Below are 17,696 nucleotides of genomic sequence, written 5' to 3'. Positions count from 1 at the left end.
GGAACCACCGCTCCAGCATACAGAACACTTCAAGCGGTGGGTACGTTCCAGATATCGTGTGCATATTGCCGGATCGTCCGGTCGGACGAGAAGAAACCGACGGCGGCGGTGTTGCGGATCGCCATGCCCAGCCATTTTGGCTTGTTGTTCCACAGCGCATTGACGCGCATCTGCGCATCCCAATAGCTGTCGAAGTCGCGCGCCACCATGAACCAGTCATGGTCGTAGAGCCCGCCGATAAGATCCCGGTACCGGTGCGGATCGTCCGGCGAGAACACGCCCGACGCAATCGACTCGAGCGCCTCGCTCAGCCGCGGAGAGCTGTCGATGGCGGTGCGCGGCACTTCGTTGCGGCTGCGCTTGTCCTCGACTTCCTCGGTTGAGAGCCCGAAGATGACGATATTGTCCGCCCCCACCTCCTTGTGCATCTCCACATTGGCGCCATCCATTGTGCCGATGGTGATGGCGCCATTGGCCATGAACTTCATGTTGCCGGTGCCCGATGCTTCCATGCCGGCCGTCGATATCTGCTCGCTGAGATCGGCCGCCGGCACGATCACTTCGGCCAGGCTCACATTGTAGTTGGGCAGGAACACCACCTTGAGCAGACCGCGCACCGCTGGGTCGTTGTTGATGACACGGGCGACGTCGTTGATGAGCTTGATGATGAGCTTGGCGTTCCAGTAGCTCGGGGCGGCCTTGCCCGCGAAGATCTTGACGCGCGGCATCCAGTCCCGCTCCGGATGGGCGCGGATTTCATCATAGAGGGCAACGGCCTGGATGATGTTGAGCAACTGCCGCTTGTATTCGTGGATTCGCTTGATCTGCACGTCGAACAGCGCCTCGGGCGAGACGGTGATGTTCATCCGGTCCTTTATCAGCCGCGCGAGGCGCTCCTTGTTGGCGCGCTTGACGGCGGCGAACTGGCTCTGGAACCCGGGGTCGTCGGCATGGGCTTCCAGCCCGCGCAGTTTCTCGATGTCATCGAGAAAGGCTGGCCCGATCCGGTCCGAAATGAGCCTGGTGAGACCGGGGTTGCACTGCATCAGCCAGCGCCGCGGCGTGATACCGTTGGTCTTGTTGTTGATGCGCTCGGGGTAGAGCTTGTGCAGGTCGGCAAAGACCGTCTGCTTCATCAGTTCGGTGTGCAGGGCCGAAACGCCGTTGATCGAGTGCGAGCCGACAAAAGCCAGTTGTCCCATGCGCACGCGCCGCCCGCCATGCTCGTCGATCAGCGACACATTGGCGATCTGCTGGTCGGTGAACTTGGCCCGGTTGCGGGCTTCGCCCAGAATGTCCGCGTTGATCTGGTAGATGATCTGCATGTGCCGAGGCAGCAGGCGCTCGAGCAGCGCCACCGGCCAGCTTTCGAGCGCCTCGGGCAGCAGCGTGTGATTGGTGTAGCCGAACGTGCCCTTGGTGACCTTCCACGCATCGGCCCATTTCATACCGTTGTCATCGACCAGGATGCGCATGAGCTCGGCGACGGAAATGGCGGGGTGTGTATCGTTGAGCTGGATCGCCACCTTGTCTGGCAGGGACGTCAGGTCACCGTACTGCTGGATGTGCCGGCGCACGATGTCCTGCAGCGAAGCCGAGGAGAAGAAGAACTCCTGGCGCAGCCGCAGTTCCTGCCCTGCCGGCGTCGAATCGGCGGGGTAGAGGACGCGGGTGATGGCTTCGGCGCGGGCGCTCTCTTCGAGCGCGCCGATGTGGTCGCCGGAGTTGAACTTGTCGAGCAGGATCGGGTCGATCGGCTGCGCGCTCCAGAGCCGCAGCGTGTTGACGCGGGCGCCACGCCAACCGACGATCGGCGTATCATAGGCCACGGCCAACAGGTGATCATTGGGCCGCCACTCCTGGCGGATCAAGCCATCCGGGTCGGTGACCGGCTCGACGTGACCGCCAAACCCGACCTCATAGGCGCTCTCGCGCCGCTCGAACTCCCACGGATTGCCATGCGCCAGCCATTCTTCGGGCAGCTCGACCTGCCAGCCTTCGCTCATCTCCTGCCGGAACAGCCCGTGCACATAGCGGATGCCATAGCCATAGGCCGGAATCTTCAGCGTCGACATGGATTCAAGGAAACACGCGGCCAGACGGCCGAGACCGCCATTGCCGAGCGCCGCATCGGGCTCCATGTTGATTAGGTCGCCCAGGTCGACATTGAGGTTCTTCAGCGCCTGCTGCACGGGCTCCATGAGTTGCACATTGCTCATGGCGTCGCGCATCAGGCGGCCGATCAGGAACTCGAGGCTGAGGTAGTAGACGCGTTTGTTGGAGGTCCGCCACGTCTCGCGCGAACTCTCCATCCAACGGTCCATGATGCGATCGCGGACGGCATAGATCGTGGCTGCCAGCCAGTCGTGCGGCCGCGCGACGATCGGATCCTTGCCGATGGAATAAGTCAGCTTCTCAAGGATTTGCGCCTGGAGCGCCTCAACCGTGGTGGCCCGGGGTTCGGGCGTCGGAGCATCGTAGACGATCGGCTTCTGCGGCATATCGCGATCCAAAGTGCATGTCGATGTTCCCCTCTAAGTGCGACACTCTGGCACTTAATTAAGGCAGGGGAAACCCCCTTCGGGTACAGTCACGCCGCTCCGGGTTCTTGTCTGCTCGACTCCCCGATCGCCTCTTCGGCACTTTCATCCGACACGGCAACGCCGCCTTCCCGCGCCTGTTCGCGGGCATTGGACAACAGCAATTGCCCCAGCTCCCGCCAGTCATTTCCGTTCAGTTGCAGCTCGAAGCGCTGGCTGTCGCGGTTCCGAACGCCCTCGAGCACGTCCTCCACCTGCTGCGTCTCCGCCCCGAGCATGCGGATGGCTTCACCCCCGAAGGTGAGGGCCGAATCGAAGAGCTCGCGACGCTGATATTCCACGCCGATGCGCACCAGCTGGATGGCGTGCTGACGATCGAACGCGCGTGCCATGACGCGGGCCAGCGGAAACTCGTTCCGCAACAGTTCAGCGATACGCGTGGTTTGGTCGGGCTTGTCCGTGCAAACCAAAATAAGGTCCGCCGTCCCTGCCCCAGCCGCGCGCAGGATGTCGAGGCGCGTCCCGTCGCCATAATGGACCTTGAAGCCGATCTGTGCGGCGGCCCTGATCATATCGGTGTCGTTGTCTATGATGGACACCGAGTGCCGCATGGCCAGCAACGGCTGGCTGGCAATCTGCCCGAAGCGCCCAAAGCCGATGATGAGGATGCGCGCCGACAACCCATCCGCCTTCTCGACGCCATCGAAGGACTGTGTCGGTTTCGGCATGAACCAGCGCATGGGGATCATCGCGAAGGGCGTCACTACCATGGAGATGATGACCACGGCGGTGAAGATGGCGTTGGTGGGGCCATCGATGAGCCCGGCCGCCGCCGACGTGGTGTAGAGCACGAAGGCGAACTCGCCGCCCTGCCCCATCAGCACCGCCCGCTCCAGCGCCTCCCCATGGTCAGACTTCAGCAGACGCGCCAGCCCGTAGATGGCGCCGGCCTTGAGCGCCATGTAGACGACGACGCTAAGGGCAATAATGCCCCAGTTGGCAGCCACAACCGAGAGATCGAGCGACATCCCCACAGCAAGGAAGAACAGGCCCAGCAGCAGGCCGCGAAACGGTTCCACGTCCGCTTCGAGCTGATGCTTGAAGGTGGACGTGGAGAGCAGCACGCCAGCGAGGAACGCGCCCATCGCCATGGAGAGGCCACTGGCCTGGAACAGCAGCGCAGCCCCCAGCACCACCAGCAGCGCCGCGGCCGTCATCACCTCCTGCACCCTGGCCTGTGCCATCAGGGAAAAGAACGGGTTCATGATGCGGCGGCCAAGGAAGATCAGCAGCAAGACCGCCCCGATGGCGATCCCGAAACCGACCGTCCGCGCCCACAGGCTCTCGTCTCCGGTCGAGGGGGAGAGGAAGGCCACGATGGCGAGGAGCGGCACGATGGCGAGGTCCTCGAGCAGCAGGATGGACACCATCTTCTGCCCGCTCTCCGTCGCCAGTTCGCCGCGCTCGCCCAGGATCTGCATCACGATGGCCGTCGAGGTCAGGACGAAACCCATTCCGGCAACAAAGGCCACGACCGGATCGAAGCCGAGCAAAACGCCGGCGCCCGTCAACAGCGCACCGCACCCCACGACCTGAATGGCCCCCAGCCCGAAGATCTGCTTGCGCAGCGACCACAGGCGTTGCGGCTCCATCTCGAGCCCGATGATGAACAGGAACATCACGACGCCCAGTTCGGCGGCGGCGAGCACCGAGGCGGGATCGTTGATCAGCCCGATACCCGAAGGTCCCAGCAGGAGGCCCGCTGCCAGATAACCGAGCACCGAGCCGAGGCCCAGCCGCCGGAACAGCGGCACCGCGATAACCCCGGCGCCCAGCAGGGCCACGATCGGCACAAGATCGACGCCATGCGCCGCGGCGTCCGCCGCATGTCCTATAACTTGGCCGGCCATGGCTGCTCCCGTTTCTCAGGCCGCAGACAGTGGTTGGTGCTTCGGGCGCCGTCAAGCGGGCCAGACGCATGGCTGCGTGTCGAGCCATCGGGCGGTGAGCCATCCCAGGATTCGGTGCGGCAATGCCTTTTTTCCAGTGGTTGTCTCGGCCAGGACCAGTCGACCGCTGTCTGCGCCTTGGCTAATGTCCCGCGCCGAACACATCCGATACCAAGGGAAAGAAGCCCATGCCCCGCAAGATCATCATCGACACCGATCCCGGTCAGGACGATGCCGTCGCCATTCTTCTGGCCCTGGCGTCGCGCGAGGAGTTGGAGGTGCTGGGCATCGTGGCGGTCGCGGGGAATGTCGGCCTGCACCACAACGCGACCAACGCCCGCAAAGTCGTTGAACTCTCCGGCCGCACCGACATCCCCGTCTATGCCGGCTACGCACGCCCCATGCGCCGCACGCTGGTGACGGCGGAACACGTCCACGGCGACACCGGTCTCAACGGCCCGGACCTCCCCACGCCGCAGATCCCGCTCCAGAAGCAACACGGCGTCGACTACATCATCGAAACGCTGCTCGCCGCCGAGCCGAAGTCGATCACGCTCTGCACGCTCGGGCCGCTGACCAATATCGGCATGGCGCTCGTCAAGGCGCCCGAGATCGCCGGGAGAATCGCCGAAATCGTCATGATGGGCGGGGCCTATTTCGAGGTGGGAAACATCACCCCGGCCGCCGAATTCAATATCTATGTCGACCCTGAGGCAGCCGACGTCGTCATGCGCTGCGGCGCACCGATCACCATCTTGCCGCTCGATGTAACGCACATGATACAGTCCACCCCGGCCCGGCTCGACGCAATCCGCGCGATCGGCAACCGGGCTGGCCAGGCCGTCTACGACATGCTGACCTTCTCGGAAAGCTTCGACCTCAAGAAATACGGCTGGGAAGGCGCGCCGCTGCATGACCCGACCGTCATCGCCTATTTGCTCAAGCCCGACCTGTTCGAGGGGCGGCACTGCAACGTGACCATCGAGACAGCCAGCGAACTGACGGTGGGCATGACGGTCGCCGATTACTGGCACGTCTCCGGCCGCCCGGCCAATGCCACCTTCATGCGCTCGGGCGACGCGGAAGGCTTTTTCACGCTCCTGACCGAGCGGCTGGCCCGCCTGCCCTGAGGCTCACCCCTCACCAAGCCTGATCTCGCGCTCGACCCCGACCGCCTCGAGGAAGGTCCGATCATGGCTGACGACGAGGAGCGCGCCGTCATAGGCGCGCAATCCGGCCTCCACCACCTCGATGGCCTCGATGTCGAGGTGGTTGGTCGGCTCATCGAGCACCAGAAGCAGCGGCGGCGTCTTGCCGCCCAGCACACAGGCGAGCCCAGCGCGCAGCATCTCTCCGCCACTCAGCGTCCCGACCTGCTGCAGCGCCGCATCGTTGCGGAAGTTGAACGCGGCGAGGACGGCCCGGCAGTCGTTTTCGCTGCTGTCCGGGTTGAGCCGCCGGAAATTGGCGAGGATGGTTTCAGCGCGATCCAATAGCGCCACCTGCTGATCGAGCACGGCCACCGACCCGCCCCGCGTAACGGTTCCCGATGCGGCAGGAAGATCACCCGTCACCAGCCTCAGAAGTGTCGTCTTGCCCGATCCATTGGGGCCGGTGATCGCCACGCGCTCGGGGCCGATGATGTCGAAGGTGACGTCACGCACGACCGGCGCGTCGGAAACATAGCCGCCGCTGAGCCCGTCCACGCGCAGCACCACCTTGCCCGCATGGAGCCCGGTCGGCGCCAGCGCAACGGCGAAGGGCGTCAGGACGTCCACCCGCGCCCGGGCAACCTGTGCCTGGTCTGCGGTCGCCTCCGACTGCCGCTCGGCCAGTCGGTCTAGCGCACCCGCGGTCTGTTCGGCCCGCCGCTTGAGGCCACCGATCAGAATGCGCGGCATGCCCCCCTTGGCAGCCTCTTTCCGACCGGCGGACTGACGCCGGTCCTGCCGTTCCCGCGCGTCCTGCGCCTTGCGGGCACTCTCCCGGATCTGTCGCTCCGCCACATCGAGGTCGTGCTGCGCGGCCGCCAGTTCCTGCGCCTTTCGCTCCCGATAATGGCTCCAGTTGCCGCCATAGGTGGTGGCGCCGAGACTGGTCAGTTCCACGATCGCATCCACTTGCTCGAGAAGTTGGCGATCGTGGCTGACAAGGATCGCCGTGCCCCGCCAGCGCGCCAGGAGACCGGCAACCGCCTCGCGCCCCTCGGCATCGAGGTTATTGGTGGGCTCGTCGAGGAGGATGAGGTCGGGCTCCCCGAACACCAGCGCAGCCAGCGCCGCCCGGGTCCGCTGCCCGCCGGAAAGGCTCGCCAGCAGCGTTTGCGCATCATGAGCCAGCCCCATCTGCGCCAACGCCGCCTCGATACGGATTTCGAGCGTCCAGTCGGCTTCCGCCATCTCCTCGGCACTGGCTTCACCGGCCAGCGCGCGGTCGAGCAGGTGCAGGCCCGCCGTGGCACCGAAGAGGTCGGCAATGGTTTCCCCTTGCCCCGGCTGCAGCGTCTGGCGCAGCGTTCCGATGCGGCCAGAGACGCTGATTGTGCCCGAACCCGGCTGCACCTCGCCCAGGATCAGACGCAGCAGCGTGGACTTGCCGACGCCATTGCGCCCCACGAGGCCGGTGCGTCCGGGCCCGAAGCTGAGGTCTAGGCTGGAGAAGAGGGAGCGGCCGTCAGGGCCGGAATAGGAGAGCTGTGAAATCGTAACGGAGGCAGGCATGGATATCCCCTAGGGCAAAGCAGGTGTGCAGTGCGTTTGGGGTGCGATCCATCAGGTACCGTCCGGTCGGGTTACGATGAGCCGAAACATAAGCCGTTGGCTCCCCGCGTCAACCGGCCTCTGGCAAAAGCCAGGGGCGCGGCGTAGTGTCCGCCGGCTCGCTGCTATGAGACTGCCATGGATCCCGTCACGCTCCTCATCTTCACCGGTGCCTATGCTGTCGCCGTGCTTGTGCCCGGTCCGGGCGTTGCTGCGGTTGTGGCACGGGCCCTGGGCGGCGGCTTCCGCGGCGCGGTACCGATGGTGCTCGGCATTCTGGCGGGCGATCTCGTCTATTTCGCCTTTGCCGTTTTCGGGCTGGCCGCCGTCGCGAACTGGTTCGGGCCGGTGTTCGTCGTCATCCGCTGGGCCGGCGCCGCCTATCTGCTCTACATCGCCTGGAAATTCTGGACCGCCCGTCCCGGCGCCGAACACATCCGGCCGCGCAGTGAGCGGCCCTGGAAGACTTTCCTCGCCGGCTTTTCGCTCACCATGGGCAATCCCAAGACCATCGTGTTCTATCTCGGCATCCTGCCCACCGTCGTTCCGCTGGGCGAGATGACCGCGCTGGCCTTCACCGAACTGACGGCCATCGTGGTAGTGGTGCTTTTGGTGATCGGCTTTGGCTATGCCTGGCTGGCGTCGCGCGCGCGCGATCTCTTCCAGAGTCCGCGGGCCCTCGGACGCCTCAACAAGACAGCCGGCGTCATGATGGCCACCGCAGCGGGCCTGGTTGTCTGGCAACATTGATGGCCGGATTAACCGCTCCTTAACGCCGCCGGAGCAGGCTTGCACCATGGCAAGCATTAACCGCTTCAACCAGTTCAACTACTCGTCCTACGACCGGCTGCAATGGCAGAAGAGCCGGCGTGCAGACGCGGCCGCACAGCAGGCCCGCACCAGCGCCCTTGCCAACAACTTCGCCAGCATCCAGACCAATTTGACCATGGGGCAAGGCAATCTGTTTTCGCGAATTGCCATGAGCCGCATGAGCAAGACGGCCTGAGCTGTTCACCACCCGCGGGTCCCGCACACTCTTCCCGGCCAAGTTAAGGGTTTGTTGTCGCGCTTGACCGACGATTGCGCTCCAATAGGAGCGCTGCATGTGGCTTGACCTGCTCGCCAATTTCTCGGCCGTAGGACTGACCGTCTCGATCTGGGCCAATGCTCAGACGTGGGTGCGGCGCGTGCCCCGCCCGCTGCGCCCCGTGGCCAGCGGCATACTGATGGGGATCGGCACGATCTGCACCATGTTGCTGAGCGTGGAACTCCAGCCGGGCTCCTATTTCGATCTGCGCACCACCCTGGTGGGCCTGTCGACATTCTTCGGAGGCCCTTTCTCCGGGCTTGTCACTGCGCTGATCGCGGCGGTCTATCGGACGACCTTGGGTGGCGTCGGCCTCGTGGCCGGGTTCGTCGGTATCATTGCCTCTCTCCTCCTCGGCAGCGCATTTTGGGCTCTTCGCCGCAAAACCGGCACCACCGCCTTCTCCCTCACGCTCTTCACCATCGGCAATGCCCTCGCCTCCATCTCCGGCGTTCCCTTCCTGCCGGAGGCGGCGCGGGCCATCGTCGTCCAGACGGCGGTCGGACCATCGCTGGCGGTCACCTTTCTGGCTTCACTCGCCTTCGGCACCGGCATGGCCATATCGCGCCGGCGCGGCTGGCTCACGCACTTGCTCCAGTCGGCCGTCGAGCAGGCACCGGACTACTTCTACGTCAAGGACCGCAGCGGCAGGATCATCGCCGCCAACTGGAACACCGCGCGCTTCAACAACCGGTCCTCGCCGCGCAAGATGATCGGCCTCACCGATCTCGATCTGGCCGGCCCTGACCGGGCGGCAGCCCTCTTTGAAGCCGAGCAGCACCTGCTGCGAACCGGCACGCCCATCGTCAACCGGTCCGAACGCCTGCCCACGGCCTTCGGGGAGCCGCACACCTACCTCACCAGCAAATATCCCATCCTCAACAGCGACGGCGAAGTCTCCGGCCTCGTCGGAGTCACCAAGGACTTCACCACACACGAAACCCTGCTCGCCAATCTCGAGAGCGCCCACAAGCGCCTCGACATGGTCCTCAATCACACCTCGGACGGCATTGCCTATTTCGATGCACAGGGCAAACTGGTGCTGGCGAACCCGCGCTATCGCGAGCTGTTCCCGATCACAGGATACCTCCGTGAGCCGGGGCGGCACCTTGGCGCCATCCTTCGCGCCGTGTATCGGACGGGAGAGCAGGCCAACCTGCCCGAGAGCGAACAGGGCTGGATCGAGAACGTCCTCGATAGCCTGGTGCGCGGTGGCGAGCAGGACATCCAGCTCAGCAATGGCACCTGGCTGCTGATCCGCACCTCGCCGCTGCCCGAAGGTGGAGCGGTCGTGGTCGTGTCCGACATTACGCACCTCAAGCGCGCCGAGACAGAGCTGGCCGCTGTGGCCGAACAGTTCCGCATCCTCGCCAGCGTCGACGCGCTCACCGGTCTCAAGAACCGGCGTTCCATGGTCACGGCCCTTGAAAGCGAATATGCGCGCTCGCTGCGGAGCCACGCCCCGCTCAGCTTCGTGCTGATCGACGTGGACTGGTTCAAGCGCTTCAATGACCTCTACGGACACCCGGCGGGCGACGCGTGCCTGCGCATGGTCGCGGACCGCATCCGCCACTGCGTGCAGCGGCCGTCCGATCTTGCCGCCCGCTATGGTGGAGAGGAATTCGTGCTGGTCCTGCCGCAAACCGATGCCGAAGGCGCGCGCGCCGTCGTCGCCGCCATTCAGGATGAAATCCGCACCCTGCAGATTGCCCACGAAGGCAGCACCAAGGGCCATGTCACCTGCAGCGCAGGCATTGCAACCTTCACCGCAACGGCAACACCCGGCGTGCCGATGGACCTCCTCGACCAGGCCGACAAGGCGCTCTACGCGGCCAAGGACCAGGGGCGGGACACCGCCCTCCACTGGCAGGACGTCGCCGGCACGACGCCGCTTCCGGCCATTGTGCGCGAAGCCGGGTAGCCGGGCCTAGGCCTCTGCTGCTGCCGCAAGATCCCCCGCGTGCGCCGCCCGCACCAGTCTGCGCATGGTCGCGAGGTCCAGCGGACGTGGGTTGTTCTTGATAAGGCGCCCGATGCCCAGCGCCTGCTCCGCGGTCCAGTCGAGCTGGTCCGTCGGCAGGCCCAGTTCGCCAAGCGAGCGCGGAATGCCGATGGCCGCGAAGAGCCGCACCACCGCATCGATGGCCGCCTGAGCGGCGTGCCCACGGTCGTCCGCCGCTTCGGCCGCTCCCAGCGCCACCGCCACCTGCGCCAGTTCCGTCTCGCAGGCCGGACGATTATACGCCATGACATAGGGCAGCAGCGCCGCCACACCCAGCCCATGCGGGGTGTGGGTCAAGGCGCCCACCGGGTACTGGATGGCATGCGCCGCGGCCGTACCGGCCGTGCCGAACGCCGCCCCGGCGGCCATGGCGGCCATCATCACCGCACTGCGCGCTTCGAGGTCCTCGCCCACGCTGACGGCGCGCTCGAGATTGTGCCCCAACAGGCCGATCGCATGGAGCGCCTGCTGGTCGGTCAGCGCATTCTTGCCGATAAAGACATGCTCTTGCGTCAGCGCGGCATCGGGCGTTCGCTTGATGGCAGTGAACGCCTCGATGGCATGGGTCAGCGCATCGGCGCCAGCAATGGCACTCAGCATGGGCGGGCAGGACAGCGTCAGCTCCGGATCGCAGATCGCGACTCGCGAGATGAGGTAGGGGCTGGATATGCCGACCTTCAGGGTACGCTCCGCATCGGAAATGACCGCAACGGGCGTCACCTCGGACCCCGTTCCAGCCGTGGTTGGCACGGCAATCAGCGGCAGCACCGGTCCGGGCACCTTGAACTCGCCATAGTAGTCCTGCAGCGCCCCGCCATGGCTCAACAGCAGCGCGGCGCACTTGGCGAAGTCGAGGCAACTGCCGCCACCGATCCCCACCACCAGGTCCGGCTCGAACCCGCGCACCGCTGCAACACCTTCGGCGACGCTGGCGACGGGCACGTCAGGCAGCACCGCGTCATGCACCTGCACCACCAGACCCGCCTGTTCCAGATCCGCCACCATTCCGGCAAAGGCAGGCGTAGCGGTAAAGCGGGCATCGGTCACCACCAGAGCTCGCTGGCCGAGGCGTTGCGCCACGCGGCCCAGCGCATGGCGCTGCCCTGCCCCGAAAAGGATTTCCGCGGGCAGTCGCAACGCGCCGAACAAGGTCATGGTCTGGTCTCCGAAAACAGATGGTCAGGCGGCAACAGTCTGCCGGTAATGCTCGAGCACCCTTGTGCCGTCCACAGCGGTGCAGATGAGGTGGGACGGCCGGTCGCTCCAGGCCGGATCACCGCCCTTGCGCGTATCGGGCTTCTGGATGGTCTGGCCCACGGCCAGCCCTTCCGTCACCACGCGGATGGGCCCCGAGCGCGTCTCGAACCACTCCGGATGAAGCGCATAGGTCACCGCCAGCAGGTCGTGCCCGACCACGCCATCGAAGCCCATGATGGCGTTGTAGAACCTGGCGTAATGCCCGCACATCTGGCGCAGCAACTCGCCATTGTCGCCGGCTTCGTCGGCCAGCATTGCGAGATAGGCGCTGGTGAGGACGATCTCGTGCGTCACGTCGAGTCCGACCACCACGACCGGCCAGGCGGCGCCGAAAATCTCGTCCGCAGCCACCGGATCACCGTGGATGTTGGCTTCCGCCACCGGCGTGACATTGCCGCTCCGACCCTTGTAGCCAAAGGCACCGCCCATGATGATCACTTGCTTGGCGAGCGCGGCGACCGACGGGTCCTTGCGCAGGGCCAGGGCCAAATTGGTCATGCGCCCGACCGCGATGATGGTGACTTCGCCCGGATGCGCGTGGAGCGTATCGATGATGAAATCGGCTGCCGTGCCGTGCTGCAGGCCCTCGTCGCCAACCTCCGGGATGTCGATATCGCCCAGCCCGTTGTGACCGTGCACGATGGTGGGTTCGTCCTTGACCACGCCATCGAGGGTTTCGGCCGCGCCCCGCACCACGGGTGCCGATATGCCGAACTGGCGGCGCAGGAACTGCGCATTGCGTGTCGTGATGTCGAGGTTGGAATTGCCAACCACGGTGGTGATGCCCAAAAGCTCGATCTGCGGCAGCTTGCTGAGGTAGAGCAGCGCCATGGCGTCGTCGATGCCGGGGTCGGTGTCGAAAATGACCTTCATTGTTTTGTCCTTTTTTGACGCGCGACCAATCACAAGCCGGCCGCGACGTCAAAGCCAAAGCGCGTGGCAGCGCGAGCACTGGCGCAACTTGATCATCCGGTTTTGCCTTGTCATGCAGGGGACACCGCCCCGACTTGCTCCGGACATCACCTCATGACGAACACCGCCACCCCAGTCCAATTCCTTCTCCAGGAGCGCTTCGGCGTTGGGGAAAGTCCTGTCTGGGATGCCGGGACGCAAACGCTTTACTGGTGCGATATTCCCGCCGGCCTCATCCACGCCATTCACCTCGCCACCCGTCAGCGCCGCCATTGGAGCTTCGGTGAGTCGGTCGCTTCGTTCGGCCTGGCACTGAACGGCCAGCTGGTGGTGGCATTGCAGCGAACCGTCATCCTCTTCGATCCACTCTCTGAAGGCCGGCGGCTCGTCGCCACGATCGCGCTGCCAAAACCCGGCATGCGCCTCAACGACGGCAAGGTCGGCCCTGACGGCGCCTTCTACGTCGGCAGCATGGATCCCGATGGTGCGCCGGCAGAGGGCGCCCTCTATCGCGTCGGAGCGGATGGTGCAGCAACCGAACTTGCCGGCGGTTTCGAGACCTCGAACGGCCTGGCCTGGACCGCTGACGGCACCACCCTCTTCCACAGCGACTCGCGTGGCGACATGTTCATCGATCGCTGGACGTTCGATCGGCGGAACGGGACCATTGGCAATCGGCGCCGCCTGCGCGAGCATGACGAGGCCAATGGCCGCGCCGACGGCGGCGCCTTCGACATCGCCGGCACCTATTGGTCCGCCGCCCCGTCGCGCCGCAGGCTGAACCAAATCCATCTCGACGGCACGCTCACCGGCTGGGTCGACCTGCCCCTCCTCCGTCCCACCATGCCCTGCTTCGGCGGCCCGGACATGCGCACCATTTTCGTGACCAGCCTGGACTCCGGTTTGGCCGAAGACGGGCGCGACGGCATCGTCATGCTCCGCAGCCCCGTCCCCGGCGTGCCCGTGGCAATCTTCGGCTCGGCAACTGCCGCCGATTGATCGCTTGGGTCCTGCGCTTTCCCGCGCTAGTCTCGCCGCGACGAGCGGAGTTTTTGCATGCAGACCACCATCGACCAACTCGAACAAAAGCGCGACCAGGCGCGGCTCGGCGGCGGACAGAAGCGGATCGATACCCAGCACGGCAAGGGCAAGCTGACAGCGCGCGAACGGCTCGACGTGCTGCTCGATCCGGGAAGTTTTGAAGAATACGACATGTTCGTCACCCACCGGGCCACCGATTTCGGCATGGCCGGGCAGATCTATCCGGGCGATGGCGTCGTCACCGGCTGGGGGACCATCGAAGGGCGGCTGGTCTACGTCTTCTCGCAGGACTTTACGGTCTTCGGCGGCTCGCTGAGTGAAACGCATGCGAAAAAAATCTGCAAGATCATGGACCTCGCCATGCAGAATGGCGCCCCGATGATCGGTCTCAACGATTCTGGCGGGGCCCGCATCCAGGAAGGCGTGGCGTCCCTGGGCGGCTATGCCGACGTGTTCTGGCGCAATGTGCAGGCCTCGGGCGCCATCCCGCAGATTTCGGTGATCATGGGCCCCTGCGCTGGGGGCGCGGTCTACTCGCCCGCCATGACCGACTTCATCTATATGGTCGAGGACACGAGCTACATGTTCGTTACGGGCCCGGATGTGGTCAAGACCGTTACCAACGAGACCGTGACGCAGGAGGAGCTTGGCGGGGCTTCGACGCACACCAAGATTTCCTCGGTCGCAGACGCCGCCTTTGCCAACGACATCGAGACGCTGCTCGAGGTGCGGCGCCTCTTCGCCTATCTGCCGCTCGCGGCCGGCCAGAAGCCGCCACGCCTCATCACCCACGACCCTCTCGACCGGCGCAACGACAAGCTCGACACCATCATCCCGGCCAGCGCCAACACGCCCTATGACATGCGCGAGGTCATTGAGACGGTGGCCGACGAGGGTGAATTCCTCGAACTACAGAAAAACCACGCCGGAAACATTCTCATCGGCTTCATCCGACTCGATGGTCACACCGTCGGCGTGGTCGCCAACCAGCCGCTGGTCCTGGCCGGGTGCCTCGATATCAATGCCTCAAAGAAAGCCGCGCGCTTCATTCGCTTCTGCGACAGTTTCGAAATCCCCATCCTGACCTTTGTCGACGTTCCGGGGTTCCTCCCCGGCGTCGCGCAGGAATATGGCGGCATCATCAAGCACGGCGCCAAGCTGCTCTTTGCCTATTCCGAGGCCACCGTGCCGCTGGTCACCGTCATCACGCGAAAAGCCTATGGCGGCGCCTATGACGTGATGGCATCAAAGCACATCAAGGCCGACGTCAATTACGCCTGGCCTTCGGCCGAAATCGCCGTCATGGGCGCCAAGGGGGCGACGGAAATCCTCTATCGCTCCGAACTGGGCGACAGGGAGAAGATCGCCCAACGCACCGCCGACTACGAAGCCCGCTTCGCCAACCCGTTCGTCGCCGCCGAACGCGGCTTCATCGACGACGTGATCATGCCCCACGGCACCCGCCGCCGCGTCATCCGCGCCTTCTCGACCCTCAGGCACAAGAGCGTGCAGGGTCCGAAGAAGAAGCACGACAATATTCCGCTATAGGGGCCGACATGCACGGAACAGACTCCCTCCCCCTTCCGGGGAGGGCTGGGGTGGGGGGGATGAATGGCCAAGGAACTAGCTAGAAAACTCCGCCGCCAGGCTAGCTATGCGGAGCAAGACTTCTGGCGCTTGACCTGGACGTTCCGGCAATCCGGTTGGCCGTTTCGCCGGCAACAGTTGATCGGTTCCTACTATGTCGACTTCGCTTGCATCAAGGCCAAGCTGGTGGTCGAGATTGACGGTGACACCCACGGCACTGATCTTGCCCAATCCAATGATGCTGTGCGTGACGACTACCTTCGGGCCCGCGGTTTCACCGTGCTGCGGTTCTCCAATCACGACGTAACGACCAATCTTGAGGGTATATTCGACGTGCTGAGGGCTCACCTTGATATCCGGGCTCCCAGCCCCCCACCCCAGCCCTCCCCGCAAGGGGGAGGGAGTCGCGCCGGTGAGTTTGACGAGACCGTGCTGCAAGCTGGGTCGGACCCCCTCCCCCTTGTGGGGAGACCACCACGCGCAAACACCGATGAGGACCACAAATGACCATTACCAAACTCCTCATCGCCAATCGCGGCGAGATCGCCTGCCGGGTGATCAAAACCGCGAAGAAAATGGGCATCGCCACGGTCGCGGTCTATTCCGATGCCGATCGGGAGGCGCTGCATGTGAGACAAGCCGACGAGGCGGTGCACATCGGTGCCTCGCCGGCCCGAGAGAGCTACCTGCAGATCGACCGGATCATCGCGGCTTGCAAAGAGACCGGCGCGCAGGCGGTGCATCCGGGCTATGGGTTCCTGTCGGAAAACGCCGCCTTTTCGGCCGCGCTGGAAGCGGCAGGCATCGTCTTCGTCGGCCCGCCGCCTGGCGCCATCGAAGCGATGGGCGACAAGATCACATCGAAGAAACTGGCCGCGGAAGCCGGGGTTTCCACCGTCCCCGGCCATATGGGGCTGATCGACGACGCCGAGCACGCGGTAGAGATCGCCCGCTCCATCGGCTATCCGGTGATGATCAAGGCGTCCGCCGGCGGCGGCGGCAAGGGCATGCGCATCGCCTGGAACGATGCCGAGGCGCGCGAGGGCTTCGAGCGGTCCAAGTCCGAAGCGGCCAGTTCCTTTGGCGATGATCGCATCTTCATCGAAAAATTCGTCACCGAGCCGCGCCATATCGAGATCCAGCTCATCGCCGACGCGCATGGCAACGCCCTCTATCTCAACGAGCGCGAATGCTCGATCCAGCGGCGCAACCAGAAGGTCATCGAGGAAGCCCCCTCGCCTTTCCTCGACGAGGCGACGCGCAGGGCGATGGGCGAGCAGTCGGTGGCGCTGGCCAGGGCCGTGGGTTACCGCAGCGCCGGCACGGTCGAATTCATCGTCGACAAGGACCGGAACTTCTATTACCTCGAAATGAACACCCGCCTGCAGGTGGAGCATCCGGTGACCGAGCTGATTACCGGCCTCGATCTGGTCGAACTGATGCTGCGCGTGGCCAATGGCGAGCGACTGCCGCTGACCCAGGACCAGGTGCAGCGCAAGGGTTGGGCCATCGAGTCGCGGCTCTATGCCGAAGACCCCTATCGCAATTTCCTGCCCTCGACCGGCAGGCTGACGCGCTACCGGCCACCCGCCGAAAGCACGAGCGAAACCCGTGTCGTGCGCAACGACACCGGCGTCTTCGAGGGGGGCGAGATTTCCACCTTCTATGACCCGATGATCGCCAAGCTCTGCACCTGGGCGCCCAGCCGCATCGAGGCCATCGACGCCATGGCCGAGGCGCTGGACCGCTTCGAGGTCGAAGGCGTGGGCAACAACCTGCCCTTTCTCTCCACGGTCATGGAGCAGAGCCGCTTCCGCGAGGGGCGCCTCACCACCGGCTACATCGCCGAGGAGTTCCCCGCAGGGTTTTCGGGCGCCACCCTCAGCGACGAACACCATTTCGACGTGGTGGCCGCGGCCGCGGTGCTGATGGCTCGCCGCGAGCAACGCCGCACCGGCGCCGAGGCGGAAAGCCGCTGGCATGTCGAGATTGACGGCCGCGCCGAACAGGTGGTGCTGCACCAGAGCGGGCTCGACATTCTGGTCGATCTCGAATGGCGCTCCGAGGCCGTGCGCGTCACCTGGCAACCCGGCGACAGCCTCGCCCATCTCGACTGGTCGGGCGGGCGTCATGCCGTGCTCAAGGTGACGCCCACCACCTCCGGTTTCCGCATCCGCTATCGCGGCGCCGACCTCAAGGTGCTGGTGTTGCGCCCGCACATCGCCAAATTCCTCAAGCACATGCCGGTCAAGGTGCCGCCCGACATGAGCCGCTTTCTCCTCTGCCCCATGCCGGGCCAGGTCGTGCGCATCGACGTTGCCGAAGGCGACGTGGTGGAGGACGGCCAGACGCTGGCTATCGTGGAGGCCATGAAGATGGAAAATGTGCTGAGGGCCGAAAAGCGCGCCCGGGTCAGCAAGGTCCACGTCGCTCCGGGCGCCGTGCTGGCGGTCGATGCCGTGATGCTGGAATTCGAGGCGGTTTCACCATGACTGCGTGGCTCTCATCCCCCCCACCCAGCCTCCCCCGCCAGGGGGGAGGAGCCGCATCTGATGTTGGGCA

The 17,696-nt window shown here is 64.9% G+C and carries 13 protein-coding genes; 8 read left to right on the top strand and 5 right to left on the bottom strand.

The window, feature by feature from the left end; all coding sequences use genetic code 11:
- Positions 1-29: 29 nt before the first annotated feature.
- Positions 30-2,501 (bottom strand): glycogen/starch/alpha-glucan phosphorylase, encoded by a 2,472-nt coding sequence (locus IC608_RS01395; RefSeq protein ID WP_191772246.1) that lies wholly within the window; start codon positions 2,499-2,501, stop codon positions 30-32.
- 89 nt (positions 2,502-2,590) lie between these two features.
- Complete coding sequence (locus IC608_RS01390; protein WP_191772245.1) at positions 2,591-4,450, bottom strand: monovalent cation:proton antiporter-2 (CPA2) family protein; 1,860 nt, start codon at positions 4,448-4,450, stop codon at positions 2,591-2,593.
- A gap of 227 nt (positions 4,451-4,677) precedes the next feature.
- Here IC608_RS01390 and IC608_RS01385 point away from each other — a divergent pair, with 227 nt between their 5' ends.
- On the top strand, positions 4,678-5,619 hold the full coding sequence (locus tag IC608_RS01385) for a nucleoside hydrolase (protein WP_191772244.1): 942 nt from the start codon (positions 4,678-4,680) through the stop codon (positions 5,617-5,619).
- Positions 5,620-5,622: 3 nt separating this feature from the next.
- On the opposite strand, the gene IC608_RS01380 is transcribed toward IC608_RS01385, so the two are convergent.
- Entirely contained in the window at positions 5,623-7,209 is a 1,587-nt protein-coding gene (locus tag IC608_RS01380; RefSeq protein ID WP_191772243.1) for an ABC-F family ATP-binding cassette domain-containing protein, read from the bottom strand.
- A 177-nt stretch (positions 7,210-7,386) separates the two neighbouring features.
- Here IC608_RS01380 and IC608_RS01375 point away from each other — a divergent pair, with 177 nt between their 5' ends.
- The 3 genes from IC608_RS01375 to IC608_RS01365 all read left to right on the top strand — a co-directional run bounded on the left by IC608_RS01375 (position 7,387) and on the right by IC608_RS01365 (position 10,256).
- The gene (locus IC608_RS01375) at positions 7,387-7,998 is read left to right on the top strand and encodes a LysE family translocator (RefSeq protein ID WP_191772242.1); all 612 of its coding nucleotides are present in this window, start codon (positions 7,387-7,389) and stop codon (positions 7,996-7,998) included.
- Between the two features lie 46 nt (positions 7,999-8,044).
- A complete protein-coding gene (locus tag IC608_RS01370; RefSeq protein ID WP_191772241.1) occupies positions 8,045-8,254 on the top strand; it encodes a hypothetical protein in 210 nt (69 codons plus the stop codon).
- A 97-nt stretch (positions 8,255-8,351) separates the two neighbouring features.
- The gene (locus tag IC608_RS01365; RefSeq protein WP_191772240.1) at positions 8,352-10,256 is read left to right on the top strand and encodes a diguanylate cyclase domain-containing protein; all 1,905 of its coding nucleotides are present in this window, start codon (positions 8,352-8,354) and stop codon (positions 10,254-10,256) included.
- A gap of 6 nt (positions 10,257-10,262) precedes the next feature.
- Here the strand turns inward: IC608_RS01365 and IC608_RS01360 are convergent, their stop codons facing one another.
- Both IC608_RS01360 and IC608_RS01355 read right to left on the bottom strand, forming a co-directional pair.
- Positions 10,263-11,492, bottom strand: coding sequence for an iron-containing alcohol dehydrogenase (locus IC608_RS01360; protein WP_191772239.1), 1,230 nt, complete (start codon positions 11,490-11,492; stop codon positions 10,263-10,265).
- A gap of 24 nt (positions 11,493-11,516) precedes the next feature.
- Positions 11,517-12,467, bottom strand: a complete 951-nt coding sequence (locus IC608_RS01355; RefSeq protein ID WP_191772238.1) for a nucleoside hydrolase — start codon at positions 12,465-12,467, stop codon at positions 11,517-11,519.
- Between the two features lie 153 nt (positions 12,468-12,620).
- Between IC608_RS01355 and IC608_RS01350 the strand changes: the two genes are divergently transcribed.
- The 4 genes from IC608_RS01350 (at position 12,621) to IC608_RS01335 (ending at position 17,626) form a co-directional block, all read left to right on the top strand.
- A complete protein-coding gene (locus IC608_RS01350; protein WP_191772237.1) occupies positions 12,621-13,505 on the top strand; it encodes an SMP-30/gluconolactonase/LRE family protein in 885 nt (294 codons plus the stop codon).
- 57 nt (positions 13,506-13,562) lie between these two features.
- On the top strand, positions 13,563-15,095 hold the full coding sequence (locus tag IC608_RS01345) for an acyl-CoA carboxylase subunit beta (protein WP_191772236.1): 1,533 nt from the start codon (positions 13,563-13,565) through the stop codon (positions 15,093-15,095).
- 63 nt (positions 15,096-15,158) lie between these two features.
- Complete coding sequence (locus tag IC608_RS01340) at positions 15,159-15,641, top strand: endonuclease domain-containing protein (RefSeq protein WP_191772235.1); 483 nt, start codon at positions 15,159-15,161, stop codon at positions 15,639-15,641.
- The gene (locus IC608_RS01335; RefSeq protein ID WP_191772234.1) at positions 15,638-17,626 is read left to right on the top strand and encodes an acetyl-CoA carboxylase biotin carboxylase subunit; all 1,989 of its coding nucleotides are present in this window, start codon (positions 15,638-15,640) and stop codon (positions 17,624-17,626) included. Before IC608_RS01340 ends, IC608_RS01335 begins: the two co-directional genes overlap by 4 nt.
- Positions 17,627-17,696: the final 70 nt, after the last annotated feature.

Origin of the sequence: Devosia oryzisoli (assembly GCF_014837245.1) — a bacterium.
GTDB lineage: Bacteria > Pseudomonadota > Alphaproteobacteria > Rhizobiales > Devosiaceae > Devosia > Devosia oryzisoli.
The sequence above is the reverse complement of the archived record's forward strand: the minus strand, read 5'-3'. Positions and strand labels throughout refer to the sequence as shown.

Excerpts from the sequence above, each read along its gene's own strand:
- IC608_RS01395 (WP_191772246.1), bottom strand. The coding sequence starts at position 2,501 with ATGCCGCAGAAGCCGATCGTCTACGATGCTCCGACGCCCGAACCCCGG.
- IC608_RS01390 (WP_191772245.1), bottom strand. The coding sequence starts at position 4,450 with ATGGCCGGCCAAGTTATAGGACATGCGGCGGACGCCGCGGCGCATGGC.
- IC608_RS01385 (WP_191772244.1), top strand. The coding sequence starts at position 4,678 with ATGCCCCGCAAGATCATCATCGACACCGATCCCGGTCAGGACGATGCC.
- IC608_RS01380 (WP_191772243.1), bottom strand. The coding sequence starts at position 7,209 with ATGCCTGCCTCCGTTACGATTTCACAGCTCTCCTATTCCGGCCCTGAC.
- IC608_RS01375 (WP_191772242.1), top strand. The coding sequence starts at position 7,387 with ATGGATCCCGTCACGCTCCTCATCTTCACCGGTGCCTATGCTGTCGCC.
- IC608_RS01370 (WP_191772241.1), top strand. The coding sequence starts at position 8,045 with ATGGCAAGCATTAACCGCTTCAACCAGTTCAACTACTCGTCCTACGAC.
- IC608_RS01365 (WP_191772240.1), top strand. The coding sequence starts at position 8,352 with ATGTGGCTTGACCTGCTCGCCAATTTCTCGGCCGTAGGACTGACCGTC.
- IC608_RS01360 (WP_191772239.1), bottom strand. The coding sequence starts at position 11,492 with ATGACCTTGTTCGGCGCGTTGCGACTGCCCGCGGAAATCCTTTTCGGG.
- IC608_RS01355 (WP_191772238.1), bottom strand. The coding sequence starts at position 12,467 with ATGAAGGTCATTTTCGACACCGACCCCGGCATCGACGACGCCATGGCG.
- IC608_RS01350 (WP_191772237.1), top strand. The coding sequence starts at position 12,621 with ATGACGAACACCGCCACCCCAGTCCAATTCCTTCTCCAGGAGCGCTTC.
- IC608_RS01345 (WP_191772236.1), top strand. The coding sequence starts at position 13,563 with ATGCAGACCACCATCGACCAACTCGAACAAAAGCGCGACCAGGCGCGG.
- IC608_RS01340 (WP_191772235.1), top strand. The coding sequence starts at position 15,159 with ATGGCCAAGGAACTAGCTAGAAAACTCCGCCGCCAGGCTAGCTATGCG.
- IC608_RS01335 (WP_191772234.1), top strand. The coding sequence starts at position 15,638 with ATGACCATTACCAAACTCCTCATCGCCAATCGCGGCGAGATCGCCTGC.